Raw genomic sequence first — 18,178 nt, forward strand, 5'->3', positions numbered from 1 at the left:
CAGGCGCGAAGCCGGCGGGATAACTGGAGGCAATGGTGGCGGAAGCGGAAGTATCGGCGATAGCCAGGGCGCAGGGCATGGCCTTGCAAAACATGCGCGTCGTCATGCGCGCGGCGCAGCGGCATTCGGCGCAGATCGAGAAGCAATGCGGTGTGTCGGGCGCGCAATTGTGGGTGATGCAGGAATTGCTGGAGCGGCCGGGCCTGCGCATGGGCGAGCTGGCCGGCAAGATGTCGATCCACCAGACGACGGCCAGCAACCTGGTCGAGGCACTGGTGAAAAAATCCTATGTGCGCAAGGCGCGCGACCAGCCCGACCAGCGCGTGGTGACCCTGACCCTGACGGCGGAAGGGCAGGCCGTGATCGCCGGCGCACCGCAGCCGGCGCGCGGCTTGCTGCCCAGCGCCCTGGCCCAGCTGGACGCTGCCAGCCTGGCCCACCTGAACCAGGGTTTGAGTGCCTTGCTGGCCGTCGTCGCCCCCGATGACAGGCAGGCGGGCATGCAGCCGTTTCCGTTTACGATGTAGTTTCCCGGCCCGCTTGCTGCAGCGGCAGCCGCTGCAACTGCAGCTGCGCCAGCGCACCGTACAGCGGCTCGCTGAGCACGCGCGACACCGTGCTGGCCACCACGGCGCAGGCCATCAGGCTCAGCACCATGCCGTGGCCGTCGACCATTTCCATGACAATGATAAACGCCGTCAGCGGCGCCTGCGTGGCGGCGGCCAGGAAGCCCACCATGCCCAGCGCGATCAGGGCGGGCGCATGCGGGTAGTGCAGCAGCACGGCGATATCGTGGCCGATGCCGGCGCCGATGGCCAAGGAGGGCGCGAAAATGCCTGCCGGCACGCCCGACCACACGGTCAGCCACGTCGCCACGTATTTGAAGGCGACAAAGGCGGGCGCCACGTCGGACGAGCCTTCCAGCATGGCGCGCGTGGCCACGGTGCCGCTGCCGAATGTGGCGCCATGGCTGGCGATGCCGATGGCCGCCACCAGCACACCGCAGACGGCGGCGAACAGCACGGGCCGGCCTTTTCTCCACGCAGACAATTTTCCCAGCGGATTGCCCCGGGCGGACGCCAGCAGCAGCCGCGCAAACAGGCCGCCCGCCACGCCCGCCACCAGAGTGACGAGTAAACCTGGCAAGGCCAGCGCCAGGCCGATGGGTCCCGGGTGGATGATGCCGAAGTGGGTGGCGTTGCCGTGGATCGACACGGCCATCATGCCGGCCAGCACGATACCTGCGACGATGAGGCCGCTGTTGCGCTGCTCGGGCGAGCGTGACAATTCTTCGATGGCAAACATGACGCCGGCCAGCGGCGTGTTGAAGGCAGCCGCGATGCCGGCCGCGCCGCCGGCCACCAGCAGGGAATGGGCGCTCACCTGCGAGTGACGGGGCAGCCAGCGGCGCGCGGCCAGCATCACGCCGGCGGCGATCTGCACGGACGGTCCTTCGCGCCCCAGCGACAATCCGCCCAGCAAGCCGCCCGCCGTCAGGACGATTTTCGCGGCGCTGAGTTTCAGCGACACGAACAGCGAGCGCTGCTCGGGCGCCACGGCCGGGTCCAGCGTCGCCATCACTTGCGGGATGCCGGAACCAGCCGCGCCCATCGCGTAGCGGCGCGTCAGCCAGACGAGCAGGGCGGCGCAGGCCGGCGTCCACAGCAGGGCGAACCACCAGGCCTTGCCGTTAAAAAAGAGAAACAGGTCCAGCGCTTCCTCCGCCAGCCACGTAAAGCCGACGACGACGAGCCCCGCGATGGCGGCCATGCCGACGACGACGGCGCGCGACCACCACAGGCGCGGGTTGGCAAATTCATGCTTGAAGGCAGAGGGAATATCGTGCAAGTGCTTCATTGCGGCAAGTCCAGGAAGGGGCGCGCAGGGCGTCGGGGAGACTTGCCATTATATAGATGTATTTGCTCAAATGTATTTGAGCCTCATCTTCCGTGGGCGGCTGACAACAGTATGTCTGTTTCGGCCAGGAAATCGACGAGCGCCCGTACTTTCGGCGCCAGGTGCGGCCCGGATGGCCACAGCAGCCAGCAACTGTGGGCCGGATGGGCGGCGATCGCGTAGTCCCTCAGCACTTCGATGAGGCTGCCGTCAGCGATGGCCGAGTGCACATAAAAGTCGGGCAGCCAGGCGATGCCCAGGCCTTGCCGGGCGAAGTGCAGCCGCGCTTCGACGTTGTTGCAGACCATGGACAGTGGCAAATCCGGCGCCGGCGCCTCGGCTTGCTGGCGCAGCTGCCACTGTTCGACCTTGCCGCTGTGGCGGAAGCGGTAGTGCAGGCAGGCATGTTGTTGCAGTTCAAGGGGATGGCTGGGCGTGCCGTGGCGCGCCAAGTAGGCGGGCGAGGCCACGAGGCAGGAGCGGAACTGGCCCAGCTTGCGGGCGGCCAGGCGGGAATCGCGCGGTGCGCCGATGCGGATGACAGCGTCGAAACCATCGCCGACGACATCGGCCAGCGCGTCCGAAAAGTCCAGGTCGAGGGCGATGGCTGGGTGTCGTTGGGAAAAATCAGCCAGCGCGGGCAGGAAAACGCTGCCCAGTTCCGGCAAGCCTAGGCGCAGGCGGCCACGCGGCGCCAGCGTGCCCGCCAGTTCCTCCTGCGCCGCCTGCATTTCCGCCAGGATGCGTTCGCTACGTGCGAGGAACAGCTTGCCTTCCGCCGTCAGGCTCAGCTGACGCGTGCTGCGCTGGAACAGGCGCGTGCCCAGCCGCTGCTCGAGCCGGGCCAGGCTCTTGCTGACGGCCGACGGCGAAATGCCGGCCTGGCGCGCGGCGGCGACAAAGCTGCCCGCCTGCGCCAGTTGCACGAACAGAACCACTCCGGAGAGATTATCGATGTCTTGCATGATTCATGACAGTTTGGTCAGGTGTGAAACGCATTGAAGCATATTTTTCTTTCTCGCGTGGCTGCTTACCATGCGGATTTACCTGGAGCATGCCATGAAGATGATTGGTTTCAAGAAAGGAAGCAGTGTGGACGAACAAGGCGGCCTGTTCGACATGGAAGGCCCGATGCCCGTGCCCGGCCCGCGCGACGTGCTGGTGCAGGTGCGCGCCGTGGGCGTCAATCCGCTCGACACCAAGGTGCGCGCGGGGCTGGTGACGGTACCCGATGCCGTCACGACTCTGGGCTGGGATGCGGCCGGCGTCGTGCATGTGGTGGGCAGCGAAGTGACCCTGTTCGCGCCGGGGCAAGTCGTGTATTACGCGGGTTCGTTCGACCGCGCGGGCGCGAATGCCGAATATCACCTGGTCGATGAGCGCATCGCGGGGCGTATGCCGGCGACCCTGGACTTTGCGCAGGCGGCCAGCGTGCCGCTGGCGGCGCTGACGGCGTGGCAGCTGCTGTTCGAGCGTTTTGCCATCGCGCCTGGCGACAGGCAGGAGCGGGGCAGCCTGTTGGTGCTGGGCGGCGCGGGCGGCGTCGGCTCGCTGCTGATCCAGCTGGCGCGCCAGCTGACGGGTTTTACGGTGATTGCCACGGCCTCGCGCGGCGACAGCGGCGACTGGTGCCGGGCCATGGGCGCGCACCACGTGATCGACCATACACAACCCCTGCCGGCGCAGGTGGCGGCATTGAACGTAGCGCCCGTGCGCCACATCGCGGCGCTGTCGCACACGGCGCAACATATCGCGCAACTGGTGGAGCTCATCGCGCCGCACGGCAAGCTGGCCGTCATCGACGACCACGATGTTTTCGATGCGGCGTCGCTAAAGGGCAAGAGCATCTCCTTGCACTGGGAAATGGTGTTTACGCGGCCTTTGTTTGCCACCGAAGACATGATCGAGCAGCATCGCATCCTGAACCGCGTGGCGCGGCTGCTGGACGATGGCGTGCTGCGCCATACGCTGCGGCAGCGCTTGTCGCCGATGAACGCGGCCACCTTGCGGCGCGCGCATGCGCTGCTGGAGCGGGGCGGGCAGCCGGGCAAGATCGCCGTCAGCGGCTGAACGGATTTACACGAACAGCTCGCGCCGTGCGCTCTGGCTGATGGCGATGGTGGCCGGGTGGCGCAAGCGCCGTTCCGTGGTGATCGCATACACCTGCTCGACGAGGCTGTCGACCCGGCCCAGCGCCACCACGGCGTATTGCTCGCACACCTGGGGCGCGATGACGGTGGGGGCGAAGAACAGGCCGGCGCCGGACTGGCCAAACGCCTTCATCATGGCGCTGTCGTCGAACTCGCCGACGATGCGCGGGTGCAGGTTGTTGTCGCCGAGCCATTGCAGCAAGCGTCCGTAGATGGCGAAGTCTTCGCCGGGCAGCAGCAGCGGCGCGCCGTCCAGGCATTGCGGGAAGCCGCCGTTCAGCGTGGCGGCCAGGGCTGGCGTGCCGAACAGGGTCATGCCGCTTTCGCCCAGTAAATGGTTAAAGCCGCGCACGCTCAAGTGGGCCGGCATGGGACGGTCCGCCATGATGAGGTCGAGCCGGTGCACGGCCAGATCCGCCAGCAGGCTGGCCAGCCGGCCTTCGCGGCAAATGATGCGCAGCGGCTCGGCCAGTCCCAGCGCCGGCTCCACAAGGCGGCAGGCGATCAGTTTCGAGACGGAATCGGCGCAGCCCACGCGGAAGGTCGTCGTCGTCGTACGCGACTGGTCGCGCACGATTTCCAGCAATTCATCGCCCGTGCTGAAAATGCTTTCGGCATGGCTGAGGATGCGCCGGCCCGTGTCCGTCAATTCCAGCTGGCGCCCGCTGCGGCGGAACAGTTCCACGCCCAGGGTGTCGGCAAACTCGCTGAGCTGGCCGGAAATCGATTGCGGCGTCAGGTGCAGCTGCTCGGCCGCGCGCGCGATGCTGCCCGTCTTGGCCACCATCCAGAAATAGCGCAAGTGCTTGAAGTTGAGTGTCGACATGGTTTTTCCCGGCGGATTAATGCATCGAGTTTTTCGATGTATTCTTAAATTATATTCGATTTGTTCGATGTTTATATTCAGACTATGATGGCTGCTCAATTCATGCAAGGAGAGTGTCATGGACTTCTGGATACAAACAGACAGTTGCGGAGGCCGCCGATGAACGGCCTGGAAAGTATTGCGACGGCACCCATGTGGGCCGGTTTCATCGCCTTTGTCCTGGTGATGCTGGCGCTGGACTTGTTCGTCTTTGGCGGCAACAAGGCGCACAAGGTCGGCGTCAAGGAAGCGGCCACGTGGTCGCTCGTATGGGTCAGCCTGGCCCTGCTGTTCAACGGCGGGCTGTGGTGGTACCTGAACGGCACGGCCGGTCCCGAGATCGCCAACCAGAAGGCGCTGGAATTTTTCTCCGGCTATCTGATCGAGAAAGCCCTGTCGGTCGATAACGTGTTCGTCTTCCTGCTGATCTTCAGCGCCTTCCAGGTGCCGATCCAGTACCAGCGCCGCGTGTTGATCTATGGCGTGCTGGGCGCGATCGTCATGCGTGCCGTGATGATCATGGCCGGTGCGTGGGTAGTGAGCGAGTTCAGCTGGGTGCTGTACCTGTTTGGCGCCTTCCTGCTGGTGACCGGTATGCGCATGCTGGTGGCGGCCGATGCGGAACCGGACGTGGCGAACAACCCCGTGCTGCGCTTTGCCCGCCGCCACTTGCGGGTGGCCGACGGCGACCACGGCGAGCGTTTCTTCGTGGCAAAGGGTGGCTTGCGTTATGTCACGCCGCTGTTCCTCGTGCTGATCCTGATCGAGGTGACGGACCTGGTCTTCGCGGTCGATTCGATCCCGGCGATTTTCGCCATCACGACGGACCCGTTCATCGTCTTCACGTCGAACCTGTTCGCCATCATGGGATTGCGGGCCCTGTACTTCCTGCTGGTGGACGTGGCCGACCGCTTCCACATGCTCAAGTATGGCCTGGCGATGGTGCTGGTGTTCATCGGCGCCAAGATGCTGATCATGCCGTGGTATCACGTGCCCGTCGAAGCCTCGTTGCTGGTGGTGGCGGTCCTGATCGTGGCTAGCTGCGTGGCCAGCGTGTTCATCACCCGCAGCGACAAGAAGTAAATGCCGTACCGCGCGCCCTGCAATGGCGGGGCGCGCTTTTTAACCAAGAATGGAAAGTGGAACTATGCGTACCTATGCAATGAACAGTCCCCAGGCAGCGGGACGTATTCTGGCCCTGATGATGGTGGTCGATGGCAACCTGGCCAGCGCCGAGCTGCAAGCGATGCACCGCAGCAAGATCCTTGATCACATCGATCTGGAGCCGGCCGCCTTCCAGCAATTGCTGCAAGACCTGTGCGATGACATGCTGACATCGACCGTGCATGGCGCCGTGCAACTGGCCAATGGCGTGATCGACAGCCTGCTCGATGAAATCACCGAGCCGGACTTGCGCCGCAAACTGCTGCAAGCCATGTGGAAGATCGCCGATGCGGACGACTGGCTGGCCGATGGCGAAGCCGTGTTGCTGGCCCGCGCCAGTGCGGCGTGGTCGGCGGAAACCAACTTCCGCCGGCATGCGGCGTAATTACTGCGCCTTGTGCCCCATGGCAATGACGGCGGCGCCGGCCAAGGCCAGGCCTACGCCGGCGACGTCGGTCCAGGCGGGCGTGACGCCGTCCACCAGCCACAGCCAGCCCAGCGCCGTGGCGATATAGATGGCGCCATACGTGGCATACACGCGCCCGCTGGCGGCCGGATGCAAGGTCAGCAGCCACACGAAGACCAGCAGGCTGAGGGCGGCCGGCAACAGCAGCCAGGCGCTGCCCTTGTTGCTCAGCCATAGCATGGGCAGGTAGCAGCCCAGCAGTTCGGCCACGGCCGTAACGGTAAACAGCCCGAAAGTGCGGGCAAGACTGGTCCATTCGATGGCGTCGTTCATGCTATTCCTGTTGTGCGGTCAGCCGACATTGTAGACGGGCATCTGTCAATTCAGTTGCAGGGCGACATACAGCAGCAGGCGGTCATCCGTGTCGTCCAGGTCCAGCCCCGTCAATTCGGCGATCTTTTGCAGCCGGTAATCGAGCGTGTTGCGGTGGATGTGCAGGGCCCTGGCCGTGGCCATCGGGTGGCTGTGGTGGCGGAACCAGGTAGCCAGGGTGCGCATCAGGGTGCCCGACTTGCGGTCGTGCGCCAGCAGGCGCGCCAGGGTCTGGCGCAATTGCTCGGCCTGCCAACCCGCTTGCAGGCCGGACAGCAGCACGGGCAGGCTCAGTTCCAGATAAGAAAAAGTAGTGTGCCCGCCATCGCGGGCGCGCCCCACGCGCGCCGTCTGCTTCGCCGATTCATACGAAGCCGTGGCGCCATCGAGGCCCGGCAAGGCCACGCCCATGGCCAGGGTGGCCGGTGGCGTGAGCGCCTGCTGTGCCACCTGGTGCAGTTCGAGCAGGCGCTGCCTGGCTTGCGCCGCGCGCGCCTGCTGCGGGCCGCTGGCGGGAAAGGCGTCGAGCAGCACCAGTTCGCCCGGCGAGACGACGGCCATCAGCAAGGCAGGCCAGCGGGCCGACAGGTCGGACTGCACTTGCTGCAACTGCGTCAGCACCTGGTCGAGCCGCTCGCCCGGGCCTTCGCCCGCATCCGGTATTTCCAGCACGAACATGGCGCGCGGCACGCGCAAATCGACCGCCAGACGCGCCGCCCACGCCTGCATGCTGGCGTCCGAAATCCCCGTGCGGTAGACGAGCTGGAACACGAATTCCTCGCGGTAGCGCTTTTCATGCTGCAACTCGCTGACCAGCCGCGCCTGCTCCAGCATCATTTCCGCCATGGCCCGCACCAGTTCGCCGAACTGGCGCACGGCATCTGGCTCGCCCGTCAGGCCCAGCACCCCGCAAATCTCGCCGCGCACCGTCAGGGGCAGGTTGATGCCGGCCCGCGTGCCCGGCAGCCTGGCCATGTCGGCCGCGCCGATTTCCACGCTGGCGCGCCGGGCCAGCGCCAGTTGCGCGCCCGGATGCAGGTCGCCCACGCGCTGCGGATCGCCGCTGGCCAGGATCACGCCGCGCGCATCGATGACGTTCACACTGAAGGGAATGATGTGCATGGTGCGCTGGACGATGTCCTGCGCCAGGGGAAGGTCAATATTCGGCATATGGTGGTCCGTCTTGTGCATTTGCATGGAATCATCGTATAAAGCACCAATATTTCTTCATGCATCCGCACGATGACTGTTTCTGCCGGCGATTGTACGATGGGCTGGCCGTATCCCATAAAAAAATAGTCAGGAGACACCCATGACCACCCATCCAGGCGCCAGCCTGTCCGCCGGCGCGTCCGCGCAGGACCGCGTGCGCGAAGGCGCCTACCGCAAGGTCACCTTGCATCTGATCCCCTTCATCTTCATCTGCTATCTGTTCAATTACCTGGACCGCGTGAATGTCGGCTTTGCCAAGCTGCAAATGCTCGATGCGCTGCAATGGAGCGAAAGCGTGTACGGCCTGGGCGCGGGCATCTTCTTCATCGGCTACGTGGCCAGCGGCGTGCCCAGCAATCTGCTGCTGCACCGCCTGGGCGCGCGCAAGGTCATCGGCACCCTGATGATCGCCTGGGGCATCGCCTCGGCCTGCCTGATGTTCGTCACCACGCCGGCCGCGTTCTATTCGCTGCGCTTCATCACGGGCGTGTTCGAGGCGGGCTTCTTCCCCGGCATCGTGCTGTACTTTACGAACTGGTATCCCGCGTCGCGCCGGGGCCGCATCATGGGCCTGTTCATGTCGGCCATCCCCATTTCCGGCTTGCTGGGCAGCCCCTTGTCGGGCTGGATGATGCAATCGTTCGCGGGCCACGGCGGCCTGGCCGGCTGGCAATGGATGTTCCTGCTGCAGGGCATTCCCACCGTGCTGCTGGGCTTTCTCGTCTACGTGCTGCTGAACGATGGCATCGCCCAGGCGAAGTGGCTCAATGCCGAAGAAAAGCAGCTGCTGCGCGCCGACCTCGACGAGGACGAACGCCAGCGCCGCAACGGCGCGAATACGGCCGACACCTTCGCCAGCGTGCTGCGCAACAAGCATGTGTGGATGCTGGGCCTCGTGTATTTCTGCATCCAGATGGGCGTGTACGCGATCAACTTCTGGCTGCCCACCATCGTCAAGTCGCTGGGTTTCGCCAGCCCCGTGGCCGTGGGCTGGATCAGCGCCATTCCCTACCTGTGCGCCAGCATCTTCATGATCTGGGTGGGCCGTTCGGCCGACAAGCACAAGGAACGCCGCTGGCATTTGAGCGGCCCTTTGCTGATGGCGCTGTGCGGCTTGCTGCTGGCGACCCAGGCGCACGGCAACGTGGTCGTCGCCCTGATCGGCCTGTCGCTGGCGACCATGGGCGCGCTGTCCGGCCTACCCATGTTCTGGCCCTTGCCGACGGCGTTTCTCGGCAGCGCGGCGGCGGCCGGCGGCCTGGCGCTGATCAATTCGCTGGGCCAGGTGGCCGGTTTCGTCAGCCCCTTCCTCGTCGGCTGGATCAAGGATGCGACGGGCGGCACCGACGTGGCCCTGTATATTCTTTCCGCAGTCATGCTGCTGGGCGCCATACTGGTGCTGCGCGTTCCCGCGCGCATCGTTAATCGCTAAGTGAACCGCTGATCGAACCGGAGGAATAGACCATGACGACGACCCTGCCACCGCCACCGCCACCGCGCGCCTTGCTGCAAGCCATGTTTCAGGCCGCCATCGCCGCGGCCCAGCCATCGCACTGCATCCCGCCCCATCTGCCGCCCGCGCCCAAGGGCCGGCTGATCGTCATCGGTGCGGGCAAGGCGTCGGCCGCCATGGCGCAAGCCGTGGAACGGCATTGGCCGGGGCCGTTGTCGGGGCTCGTCGTCACGCGCTACGGCTATGCCGTGCCGTGCGAACGCATCGAGATCGTCGAAGCGTCGCACCCCGTGCCCGATGCGGCCGGCATGGACGCGGCACGCCGCATGCTCGAACTGGTCGGCAATTTGCACGCTGACGATACGGTGCTGTGTCTGATTTCGGGCGGCGGCTCGTCGCTGCTGGCCTTGCCACTTGACGGCATCAGCCTGGAAGACAAGCAGGCGCTGAACCGCGCGCTGCTGGCGTCGGGCGCCAGCATCGGCGAAATGAATTGCGTGCGCCGGCATTTGTCCGCCATCAAGGGCGGCAGACTGGCGGCCGCCTGCCATCCGGCGCAAGTCATCACTTTGGCCATTTCCGACGTGCCTGGCGACAAGCTGGGCGACATCGCTTCCGGCCCCACGGTGGGCGACGCGACCACGTGCGAGGACGCGCTGGCCATCGTGCGCCGCTATGGCATGGACTTGCCGGACAGCATACGAAAGACCCTGGAAAGCGGGCGCGGTGAATCCGTGAAACCCGATGACCCGCGCCTGGCGCGCACGCGCACGACCCTGATCGCCACGCCGCAGATGGCGCTGGAAGCGGCAGCAGCGGTGGCGCGCGCAGCCGGTGTCACGCCGTATATCCTGGGCGACAGCCTGGAAGGCGAGGCGCGCGACGTGGGCAAGGTAATGGCTGGCATCGCGCTGCAAACGGCCTTGCGTGGCCAGCCGTTTCCCGCTCCGTGCGTGCTGCTGTCGGGCGGCGAAACGACGGTCACCGTGCGCGGCAATGGCCGCGGCGGGCGCAATGTGGAATTCCTGCTGGCGCTGGGCATCGCGCTCGATGGACACGAGGGCATCTACGCGCTGGCCGGCGACACGGATGGCGTCGACGGCCAGGAAGACATCGCCGGCGCGGTCCTGGCGCCCGACACCCTGCAACGGGCCTGGGCGCAAGGCATCAAACCGCGCGACAGCCTGGACAACAACGATGGCCACGGCTTCTTCCAGGCGCTGGGCGATAGCGTGATCACGGGCCCGACATTGACGAATGTTAATGATTTTCGGGCCATTTTGATTACCTGATTACTGGAAATTTTCCAGCACGATCTTGCCTTTTGCCGTGTTGCTTTCCAGCAGGGCATGCGCGCGCTTCAAATTCGCGGCATTGATCGTGCCGAAGCGCTCGGCCAGGGTGGTTTTGATGATACCAGCATCGACCAGCTGCGCCAGTTCCTCGAGCAATTCATGCTGCTTGATCATGTCGGCCGTCTGGAACAGCGAACGGGTAAACATCAGTTCCCAGTGCAGCGACACGCTCTTGCCCTTGAACTTGCGCACGTCGATATGCTCGGGGTCGTCGATCAGGGCGAACTTGCCTTGCGGCGCGATCAGTTCCACGATGTGCTCGAAATGCTTGTCGGTCTGGTTCAGGCTGATCACGTAATCGACGGGCGGCAAACCCAGGCGCGTGATTTCCTGCGCCAGCGGCAGGCTGTGGTCGATCACATGGTGGGCGCCCAGTTTCTTGACCCAGTCCGCCGTTTCCGCGCGCGAGGCCGTGCCGATGATGGTCACGCCCGTCAGTTGCCGCGCCAGTTGCACGAGCACGGAACCGACGCCGCCGGCCGCGCCGATCACCAGCAGCGACTTGCCGGTGAGATTCTTGTCGCGGCTGATCTGCAGGCGGTCGAATAGCAGTTCCCAGGCCGTAATGGCGGTCAGGGGCAGGGCGGCGGCCGGCGCGAAGTCCAGGCTGGCCGGCATGTGGCCGACGATGCGCTCGTCGACCAGCTGGAATTCGCTGTTGCTGCCGGGACGGTTGATGGCGCCCGCGTACCAGACTTTATCTCCGACCTGGAACAGGGTGACGTCGGGGCCGATGGCCGTGACGACGCCGGCCGCATCCCAGCCCAGCACTTCCGGCTGGCCGTCTTTCGGCGCGCGGTTCTTGCGCACCTTGGTATCGACGGGGTTGACGGAAATGGCCTTGACGGCGACGAGCAGGTCGCGCCCCGTGGCGGCGGGCACGGGCAGCTCGATGTCGAGCAGGGCGCCGGCATCCGTGATGGGCAGGCTGTGGCGGTAGGCGATGGCTTTCATGGGTGTTCTTTCGGTAGCAGTGATGGAGTAGGCGTAGGTCGGAATAGGTCCGAAGGACCGTAATCCGACGCCATTGTTGGCATGGCCATACGGGCTTGACGTATCATGGCCATTTTCTCGCCCTGGAAACAGGGGGCGCGTACCGAAACACTTTCAAAGGAATACTGAAAATTGCTGCGACTCGATGACTTGCAGGTGTTTGTCCGCACGGCCGACCGCGGCAGTTTGTCGGCGGCCGCGCGCGAGATCGGCATTTCGCCCGCGCTGGCCAGCGCCGCCGTCAAGCGCCTGGAAGGGGAGCTGGGCTTGCGCCTGCTGGCCCGCACGACCCGTTCGCTGAGCCTGACGGCGGAAGGCACGCAATACCTGGAACACGCGCGCGAAGCCTTGCGCCTGCTGCGCGCCGGCCACGATGCGCTGCTGGCCGGCAAGGACAGTTTCGGCGGAACCTTGAAAATTGCGATGCCCTCGGACCTGGGCCGCAATCTGATGCTGGGCTGGCTCGACGAATTCCAGTCGCGCCATTCGAAGCTGCATTACCAGCTCAGCGTCAGCGACCGGGTGGCCGACATGGTGCGCCAGCAAGTCGACGTGGCCATCCGCTATGGCCAGCAAGACGATTCGAGCATGGTCGCCATGCCCATCGCGCCCGCCAACGACCGGGTACTGGTGGCGTCGCCCGTCTACCTGCGCGAACATGGACCCCTGCTGGAGCTGGAAGACTTGTCGCAGCGCAATTGCCTGCGCTTCGCGCTGGAAGACGGCTTGCACGACCGCTGGACCTTTTACCGCCTGCCGCAGCGCGAGCAGGTGACGATAGATGTGAGCGGCAACCGCAGCGCCGACGATGCCGACCTGGTGCGCCGCTGGGCCGTGGCAGGCCTGGGCATCGCCTATAAATCGCGGCTCGATGTGTCCGGCGACGTGGCCGCCGGCCGCCTGCACGTGCTGCTGCCCGAGGTGGCGGGCGAGGCCGCGCCCTTGCAACTGCTTTGCATGCACCGGGCGCAAGTGACGCCGCTGGTGCTGCAGCTGCGCGACTTCCTGCGCGACAAGTGCGCGGAATTGCATAAATAACATTATTGATTACAACTCGTTGCAAATGGCAATCATGCGCAGGTCAACCTGGGCGTACCCTCAGGCATTCTGGTTGAAACCGCTTGAAGGACCGCCATGACCCCCAACCGACTGTTGCCGACAACCTTGATTTCCCTGCTGTTGCTGGCCGGCTGTGCCGCCACCGGACCCGCCGTCCAGGCCGATCATCGTGCACAGACCAGTTCCGCGCAGGACATTGCCTTGCTGGAAAGGGTCAGCTGGGGCGTGAACGCCGGCAGCGCGCGCCAGATGCAGGCGCAAGGCTGGCAGCGTTATCTGCAGGCGCAATTGCACCCGGGTAAAGCCAGCCTGCCATCCGCCGTGCAGGCCCAGATCGACGCCATGACGATCAGCCAGGTGCCCCTCGATCAGCTCGTCATGTCCGTGGAGCAAAAGCGCAAGGAGTCGGCTGCCGTCATGGACGACATGGCCAAGCAGCAGGCGCAAAAAGATTACCAGCAGGAGCTCAACCGCCTGGCGCGCGAAGCGGCTACGCGTTCTCTATTGCTGGACGTGTATTCGCCTAATCAGCTGCAGCAGCAGCTGAGCTGGTTCTGGCTCAACCATTTCAGCGTGCACCAGGGCAAGCACAACTTGCGCGCCATGGTTGGCGATTACGAGGCGAACGCCATCGCGCCGCACGCGCTGGGAAAATTCCGCGACTTGCTGGGCGCGACCGTCCACCATCCGGCCATGCTGCGCTATCTGGACAATGAAGCCAATGCCGCCAAGCGCATCAATGAAAACTATGCGCGCGAGTTGATGGAACTGCATACGCTGGGCGTCAACGGCGGCTATAGCCAGACGGACGTGCAGGAACTGGCGCGCATCTTGACAGGCGTGGGCGTTAACCTGGGACCGGATACGCCAAAGGTGAAACCGGCGCTGCAGTCGCAATACGTGCGCCGGGGCTTGTTTGAATTCAACCCGAACCGCCACGATTACGGCGATAAACAATTCCTAGGACAAACGGTGAAGGGCAGGGGACTGGCCGAGCTCGATGAAGCGCTGGATCGTTTGAGCCGCAGTCCCGCCACCGCGCATTTCATCAGCGGCAAGCTGGCCCAGTATTTCGTCGGCGATAATCCGCCCGCGCCTCTGGTGGCGCGCATGGCGGCCACCTTCCAGCAGAGCGATGGCATGATCGCCGACGTGCTGCAAACCATGTTCAACAGTCCCGAATTCAAGCAGTCGCTGGGCAAGAAATTCAAGGACCCCATGCATTACGTGGTGTCGGCCGTGCGCCTCAGCTATGACGACAAGCCCATCCTGAATGCGGGCCCCATGCTGAGCTGGCTCTCGCGCATGGGCCAGCCTCTGTACGGCCGCCAGACGCCGGACGGTTATCCCTTGACGGATGCCTCCTGGGCCAGCCCCGGCCAGATGACGACGCGTTTCGATATCGCCCGCACTATCGGCTCGGGCAGCGCCGGCCTGTTCAAGACGGATGGCCCGCAGCCGCAGGAAAAGGTGGCGTTTCCCCAGCTGGCCAGCGCCCTGTATTACCAGTCGCTGCAGCCGACCTTGAGCCCGGCCACGCGGCAAGCCCTGGAGCAGGCCGCTTCGCCGCAGGAGTGGAATACCTTCCTGCTCTCGTCGCCCGAAATGATGCACCGCTGAAAGGAATTGTCATGAACCGTCGTGACTTGTTGAAAGCCCTGGCCGCCGCGCCGTTGTTGTCGCATGCGGGCAGCTTGCTGGCCGCGCCCGCCACGAATGCGAAGCTATTGTTCGTCTTTTTGCGCGGCGGCTATGACGCAAACAATCTGCTGGTGCCCATCGGCAGCGATTTTTACTATGCCTCGCGGCCGAATATCGCCATCGCGAAACCGGGCGAGGAAAACGGCGCGCTGGCCTTGACGACCGACTGGGCCCTGCATCCGGCCTTGCGCGAAACCATCTATCCCATGTTTATGGGTGGCGAGGCGGCCTTCATTCCGTTTGCGGGCACGACGGATCTGACGCGCAGCCACTTCGAGACGCAGGACAGCATCGAACTGGGGCAAGAGATCGGCGGGCGCCGCGATTTCCGCTCAGGCTTTTTGAACCGGCTGGCGCAAAGCTTGAATGCCAAGCAAGGCAACCACGCCATTTCCTTCACGGACCAGTTGCCGCTGATCTTCCAGGGCGGCGTGCAAGTGCCGAACATGGGATTGCGCTCGGTGGGCAAGTCGGGCATTGATGCGCGTCAAAGCCAAGTCATCGCGGCCATGTACAAGGGCACGCCCCTGCAGCAACCGGTCAGTGCGGGATTTGCCGTGCGCGACGATGTGACGAAGGAATTGACGGGCGAGATGCAGGCGGCCAACCGCAACGCCATCAGTACCAAGGGCTTTGAACTGGAAGCGCAGCGGATCGCCCGCTTGATGAAGGATAAATACAACCTGGGCTTCGTCGACGTGGGCGGCTGGGATACGCACGTGGGGCAGGGCGGCGCGAACGGCTATCTGGCGGGGCGATTCGATGAGCTGGGGCGTGGCCTGGCCGCGTTCTCGCAGGAAATGGGCAGCGAGTGGCGCAATACCGTGGTCGTCGTGGTCAGCGAATTTGGCCGTACCTTCCGCGAAAACGGCAACCGCGGCACGGACCATGGCCACGGCAGCGTGTTCTGGGTGTTGGGCGGCGGCATCAAAGGCAAGCAGGTGGCGGGCGAACAGGTGGCGATTTCGCAGGCGACGCTGTTCCAGAACCGCGACATGCCCGTGCTGAATGAGTACCGGGCCGTGCTGGGAGGCTTGCTGCGCCGCACCTTCGGCTTGACCCCCGCGCAGCTCGACCACGTGTTTGCCGGCGTCAAGCCTGCGGAACTGGGCCTCGTCTAAAGCGGAATGCCGCCGTGTTACGCTACGCCTGCGCAACTGGCGCGTAGCCAATACTGGCGCTCCATGGCGCCGGGCACGAATGGAGTGGCATGAACGATACTCAGCGCGATATTGTCAGCGCAGGTTTTTCCCTGGCCTTGATCGCCGTGACGGCGTTCGTCATGCAGCGTTTCTTTTTGCCGCTCGTGTGGGCCGGCATCCTGTGCGTGGCCACCTGGCCCCTGTATTTGCGCGTGCGCGCGGCCCTGGGCCAGCGCCCCATCGTGGCGGCGGCCGTGCTGACCCTGGCGTTCGCCTGCATCTTCATCGTTCCCGTGCTGTTCGGCGTGGCGCAGGCGGCGCGCGAAGTGCCCGTGCTGGCCAATTTCGTCGTGCATGCGAATACGGACGGCTTGCCCGTGCCGGACTGGGTGGCGCACATTCCGCTGGCCGGCAGCGCCATCGGCGACTGGTGGCAAGCCACCCTGAGCCAGCCCCACGGCCTCGGCCACTTCTTTGCGGGCAGCGCCGTGGGCGGCTTTCATTCCGCGCGCGACATGCTCAAGGTGCTGGGCGCGGACGTGTTCCACCGCCTGGTCGATTTTGGCCTGGCGTTTTTATGCCTGTTTTTCTTCTACAAGGATGGCGAAGCGCTGACGCGCCAGATCACGGCCGTCGGCAGCCATTTCCTGCGCCCCGAACGGTGGGGCCGCTATGCGCAAAAAATTCCCACCGCCATCCGCGCGACCGTCAACGGCCTGGTGCTGGTGGGCCTGGCCGAAGGCGTGCTGATCGGCATCGCCTACGCCATCGCCGGCTTGCCGTCGCCGGCCCTGTGGGCCTTTGCCACGGGCATCCTGGCCATCATCCCGTTCGGCGCGCCGCTCGCTTATCTGTGTGCGGCTGCCTTGCTGGTCTTCCAGGGCAGTGTGGGCGCCGCCATCGGCGTGGCCGCGTGGGGCACCGTGGTGCTATTCGTGGCCGACCATTTCGTGCGCCCCGGCATGATCGGCAACGCCACCCGCTTGCCTTTCCTGGCCGTACTGTTCGGCATTCTGGGCGGCGTGGAAACCCTGGGCCTCGTGGGCCTGTTCATCGGCCCCGTCGTGATGGTGCTGTTCGTCACGCTTTGGTACGAAGCGAACGTGTTTGACACGACGCTGCCAGTGCAAACACCTGCCAGCCCGGCCGCACCGGAACGCACACAGTAATGAGGGGTCGGCCAGCGTTGCCGCTGGCCGGTACTGGCGCGCTCCCGGCGTGGCCGGACGGAGCTGACTTTACAACAGGGTACGAGTACCTTGTTTTAAAGTCATTCTTAATGTGCCTTGGATAGAATGAGCAACCAACGGCGCATCAGCAGCACTTCAACATAGCCCGGCTCGATGCCCGTACCGCACTCGATCAGGGGATTGACGGTGTAGTAGCGCTTGCGGAAGTCGCGGCAGACGAGGATTTCGCGCTTGCCCATGCGGACGAGGAAAGAGCTTGGGGCGTATTCCAGGCCGAACCGTGAGCCAAAACCGCTATTCAATGTTGCCATGACAATTCCTTTGAGGGAGATGTGTTGAACGAGTCATCAGAATAGCATAACTACTGTATGAATACACAGCTACTGTATGAATAAACAGTATTTTTTTACTGGTGTGGTTTTTTTGATCATCACCGGGAACAGGAAAGAGAGATGAGTTTGCAAGAGAAAAATGACATGAGCATGACCACGGGCTGGACCACGAAACTGCGCCGCTTCGTCGAGGCGCGCCTGTCGCCCGAGGGCGAGCTGGGCCTGCATATGACGGTGGGCGTGGCCCTGATGCTGGTGGCCATCGTCGTCTTCCACGAGATTGCCGAAGCCGTGATGGGCATGGAGCAAATTACCGTGATCGACTTGCAGGTGGCGCAGTGGTTCAACCAGCATGCCGTGCCGTGGATCACCACTTGCCTTCTGGTCGTCACGCACATGCATGGCGTGATCGGCGCCATCATCCTGGCCACCTTGCTGGGCTGGTATCTGCACCGCAAGGGCGCCGATTACTGGCTGTTTACCCTCGTCATCACCATGCCGGGCGTCATGTTTTTGAACCTGCTGCTAAAGTACATTTTTGTCCGCGCGCGGCCCAGCTTTGACGAGCCCATCCTGCAGACGGCCCTGAGCACCTACAGCTTTCCGAGTGGCCATACTGCCACCTCGACAGCCCTGTACGGCTTGCTGGCCGCCTACCTGATTTGCCAGACGGCGCCGGGCGCCTGGGGCAAGCGTATCGCCATCGCTCTGGGCGCTTTCCTGATGGCGGCGCTGGTGGGCTTCAGCCGCATCTACCTGGGCGCGCATTACCTGAGCGATGTGCTGGCGGCCATGGCGGAAAGCTATGGCTGGCTGGCCATCTGCATCGCCGGCGTGTCGACCCTGCGCCGGCGCCGGCATATCCGGCAAACCAAATAAGGGGAAACT

Annotated in this window: 18 protein-coding genes; 11 read left to right on the plus strand and 7 right to left on the minus strand. The window is 64.4% G+C overall.

Features of this window, described 5'->3' with window-relative positions; translation table 11 throughout:
- Positions 1-77: 77 nt before the first annotated feature.
- Entirely contained in the window at positions 78-527 is a 450-nt protein-coding gene (locus OPV09_RS09600) for a MarR family winged helix-turn-helix transcriptional regulator (protein ID WP_235194348.1), read from the plus strand.
- Here the strand turns inward: OPV09_RS09600 and OPV09_RS09605 are convergent.
- The gene (locus tag OPV09_RS09605; protein ID WP_338681406.1) at positions 517-1,857 is read right to left on the minus strand and encodes a chloride channel protein; all 1,341 of its coding nucleotides are present in this window, start codon (positions 1,855-1,857) and stop codon (positions 517-519) included. The two genes, OPV09_RS09600 and OPV09_RS09605, sit on opposite strands and share 11 nt — an antisense overlap.
- 83 nt (positions 1,858-1,940) lie before the next feature.
- Entirely contained in the window at positions 1,941-2,861 is a 921-nt protein-coding gene (locus OPV09_RS09610; protein ID WP_338681407.1) for a LysR family transcriptional regulator, read from the minus strand.
- A 94-nt stretch (positions 2,862-2,955) separates the two neighbouring features.
- On the opposite strand from OPV09_RS09610, the gene OPV09_RS09615 reads away from it, so the two are divergent.
- Complete coding sequence (locus tag OPV09_RS09615; protein WP_338681409.1) at positions 2,956-3,966, plus strand: zinc-binding alcohol dehydrogenase family protein; 1,011 nt, start codon at positions 2,956-2,958, stop codon at positions 3,964-3,966.
- Between the two features lie 6 nt (positions 3,967-3,972).
- Here the strand turns inward: OPV09_RS09615 and nhaR are convergent, their stop codons facing one another.
- Entirely contained in the window at positions 3,973-4,872 is a 900-nt protein-coding gene (nhaR, locus tag OPV09_RS09620) for a transcriptional activator NhaR (protein ID WP_034759014.1), read from the minus strand.
- Positions 4,873-5,031: 159 nt separating this feature from the next.
- Between nhaR and OPV09_RS09625 the strand changes: the two genes are divergently transcribed.
- On the plus strand, positions 5,032-5,994 hold the full coding sequence (locus OPV09_RS09625; RefSeq protein ID WP_314606932.1) for a TerC family protein: 963 nt from the start codon (positions 5,032-5,034) through the stop codon (positions 5,992-5,994).
- A gap of 64 nt (positions 5,995-6,058) precedes the next feature.
- The gene (locus OPV09_RS09630) at positions 6,059-6,460 is read left to right on the plus strand and encodes a TerB family tellurite resistance protein (protein ID WP_338681414.1); all 402 of its coding nucleotides are present in this window, start codon (positions 6,059-6,061) and stop codon (positions 6,458-6,460) included.
- Here the strand turns inward: OPV09_RS09630 and OPV09_RS09635 are convergent, their stop codons facing one another.
- Together OPV09_RS09635 and OPV09_RS09640 are read right to left on the minus strand one after the other, a co-directional pair.
- Positions 6,461-6,814: a YnfA family protein gene (locus OPV09_RS09635; RefSeq protein ID WP_139090895.1), complete on the minus strand. Its 354-nt coding sequence runs from the start codon at positions 6,812-6,814 to the stop codon at positions 6,461-6,463. It abuts the gene before it with no gap.
- 45 nt (positions 6,815-6,859) lie between these two features.
- Complete coding sequence (locus OPV09_RS09640; RefSeq protein WP_338681417.1) at positions 6,860-8,023, minus strand: sugar diacid recognition domain-containing protein; 1,164 nt, start codon at positions 8,021-8,023, stop codon at positions 6,860-6,862.
- A gap of 142 nt (positions 8,024-8,165) precedes the next feature.
- On the opposite strand from OPV09_RS09640, the gene OPV09_RS09645 reads away from it, so the two are divergent.
- Entirely contained in the window at positions 8,166-9,497 is a 1,332-nt protein-coding gene (locus OPV09_RS09645; protein ID WP_338681418.1) for an MFS transporter, read from the plus strand.
- A gap of 32 nt (positions 9,498-9,529) precedes the next feature.
- Positions 9,530-10,810 carry a glycerate kinase gene (locus OPV09_RS09650; protein WP_338681419.1) on the plus strand — a complete coding sequence of 427 codons (1,281 nt, stop codon included), beginning with the start codon at positions 9,530-9,532 and terminating at the stop codon, positions 10,808-10,810.
- On the opposite strand, the gene OPV09_RS09655 is transcribed toward OPV09_RS09650, so the two are convergent.
- On the minus strand, positions 10,811-11,827 hold the full coding sequence (locus OPV09_RS09655) for a zinc-binding alcohol dehydrogenase family protein (protein WP_338681420.1): 1,017 nt from the start codon (positions 11,825-11,827) through the stop codon (positions 10,811-10,813).
- A gap of 171 nt (positions 11,828-11,998) precedes the next feature.
- Here OPV09_RS09655 and OPV09_RS09660 point away from each other — a divergent pair, with 171 nt between their 5' ends.
- From OPV09_RS09660 to OPV09_RS09675, 4 genes are all read left to right on the plus strand, one after another.
- Complete coding sequence (locus OPV09_RS09660; protein WP_338681422.1) at positions 11,999-12,904, plus strand: LysR family transcriptional regulator; 906 nt, start codon at positions 11,999-12,001, stop codon at positions 12,902-12,904.
- Positions 12,905-13,000: 96 nt separating this feature from the next.
- Positions 13,001-14,545: a DUF1800 domain-containing protein gene (locus OPV09_RS09665; protein ID WP_219329650.1), complete on the plus strand. Its 1,545-nt coding sequence runs from the start codon at positions 13,001-13,003 to the stop codon at positions 14,543-14,545.
- Between the two features lie 11 nt (positions 14,546-14,556).
- Positions 14,557-15,747 (plus strand): DUF1501 domain-containing protein, encoded by a 1,191-nt coding sequence (locus OPV09_RS09670; RefSeq protein ID WP_070304114.1) that lies wholly within the window; start codon positions 14,557-14,559, stop codon positions 15,745-15,747.
- A gap of 89 nt (positions 15,748-15,836) precedes the next feature.
- Positions 15,837-16,937 (plus strand): AI-2E family transporter, encoded by a 1,101-nt coding sequence (locus OPV09_RS09675; protein WP_070304113.1) that lies wholly within the window; start codon positions 15,837-15,839, stop codon positions 16,935-16,937.
- A 107-nt stretch (positions 16,938-17,044) separates the two neighbouring features.
- Here the strand turns inward: OPV09_RS09675 and OPV09_RS09680 are convergent, their stop codons facing one another.
- Positions 17,045-17,269, minus strand: a complete 225-nt coding sequence (locus OPV09_RS09680) for a hypothetical protein (RefSeq protein ID WP_010396348.1) — start codon at positions 17,267-17,269, stop codon at positions 17,045-17,047.
- A 141-nt stretch (positions 17,270-17,410) separates the two neighbouring features.
- On the opposite strand from OPV09_RS09680, the gene OPV09_RS09685 reads away from it, so the two are divergent.
- Positions 17,411-18,169: a phosphatase PAP2 family protein gene (locus OPV09_RS09685; RefSeq protein ID WP_254671690.1), complete on the plus strand. Its 759-nt coding sequence runs from the start codon at positions 17,411-17,413 to the stop codon at positions 18,167-18,169.
- The last annotated feature ends 9 nt before the right edge of the window (positions 18,170-18,178 follow it).

Origin of the sequence: Janthinobacterium sp. TB1-E2 (assembly GCF_036885605.1) — a bacterium.
GTDB classification, from domain to species: domain Bacteria; phylum Pseudomonadota; class Gammaproteobacteria; order Burkholderiales; family Burkholderiaceae_D; genus Janthinobacterium; species Janthinobacterium aestuarii.

What these genes read in the sequence shown, in the direction of transcription:
- OPV09_RS09600 (WP_235194348.1), top strand. Translation starts at nt 78, where the DNA reads ATGGCCTTGCAAAACATGCGCGTCGTCATGCGCGCGGCGCAGCGGCAT.
- OPV09_RS09605 (WP_338681406.1), bottom strand. Translation starts at nt 1,857, where the DNA reads ATGAAGCACTTGCACGATATTCCCTCTGCCTTCAAGCATGAATTTGCC.
- OPV09_RS09610 (WP_338681407.1), bottom strand. Translation starts at nt 2,861, where the DNA reads ATGCAAGACATCGATAATCTCTCCGGAGTGGTTCTGTTCGTGCAACTG.
- OPV09_RS09615 (WP_338681409.1), top strand. Translation starts at nt 2,956, where the DNA reads ATGAAGATGATTGGTTTCAAGAAAGGAAGCAGTGTGGACGAACAAGGC.
- nhaR (WP_034759014.1), bottom strand. Translation starts at nt 4,872, where the DNA reads ATGTCGACACTCAACTTCAAGCACTTGCGCTATTTCTGGATGGTGGCC.
- OPV09_RS09625 (WP_314606932.1), top strand. Translation starts at nt 5,032, where the DNA reads ATGAACGGCCTGGAAAGTATTGCGACGGCACCCATGTGGGCCGGTTTC.
- OPV09_RS09630 (WP_338681414.1), top strand. Translation starts at nt 6,059, where the DNA reads ATGCGTACCTATGCAATGAACAGTCCCCAGGCAGCGGGACGTATTCTG.
- OPV09_RS09635 (WP_139090895.1), bottom strand. Translation starts at nt 6,814, where the DNA reads ATGAACGACGCCATCGAATGGACCAGTCTTGCCCGCACTTTCGGGCTG.
- OPV09_RS09640 (WP_338681417.1), bottom strand. Translation starts at nt 8,023, where the DNA reads ATGCCGAATATTGACCTTCCCCTGGCGCAGGACATCGTCCAGCGCACC.
- OPV09_RS09645 (WP_338681418.1), top strand. Translation starts at nt 8,166, where the DNA reads ATGACCACCCATCCAGGCGCCAGCCTGTCCGCCGGCGCGTCCGCGCAG.
- OPV09_RS09650 (WP_338681419.1), top strand. Translation starts at nt 9,530, where the DNA reads ATGACGACGACCCTGCCACCGCCACCGCCACCGCGCGCCTTGCTGCAA.
- OPV09_RS09655 (WP_338681420.1), bottom strand. Translation starts at nt 11,827, where the DNA reads ATGAAAGCCATCGCCTACCGCCACAGCCTGCCCATCACGGATGCCGGC.
- OPV09_RS09665 (WP_219329650.1), top strand. Translation starts at nt 13,001, where the DNA reads ATGACCCCCAACCGACTGTTGCCGACAACCTTGATTTCCCTGCTGTTG.
- OPV09_RS09670 (WP_070304114.1), top strand. Translation starts at nt 14,557, where the DNA reads ATGAACCGTCGTGACTTGTTGAAAGCCCTGGCCGCCGCGCCGTTGTTG.
- OPV09_RS09675 (WP_070304113.1), top strand. Translation starts at nt 15,837, where the DNA reads ATGAACGATACTCAGCGCGATATTGTCAGCGCAGGTTTTTCCCTGGCC.
- OPV09_RS09680 (WP_010396348.1), bottom strand. Translation starts at nt 17,269, where the DNA reads ATGGCAACATTGAATAGCGGTTTTGGCTCACGGTTCGGCCTGGAATAC.
- OPV09_RS09685 (WP_254671690.1), top strand. Translation starts at nt 17,411, where the DNA reads ATGAGTTTGCAAGAGAAAAATGACATGAGCATGACCACGGGCTGGACC.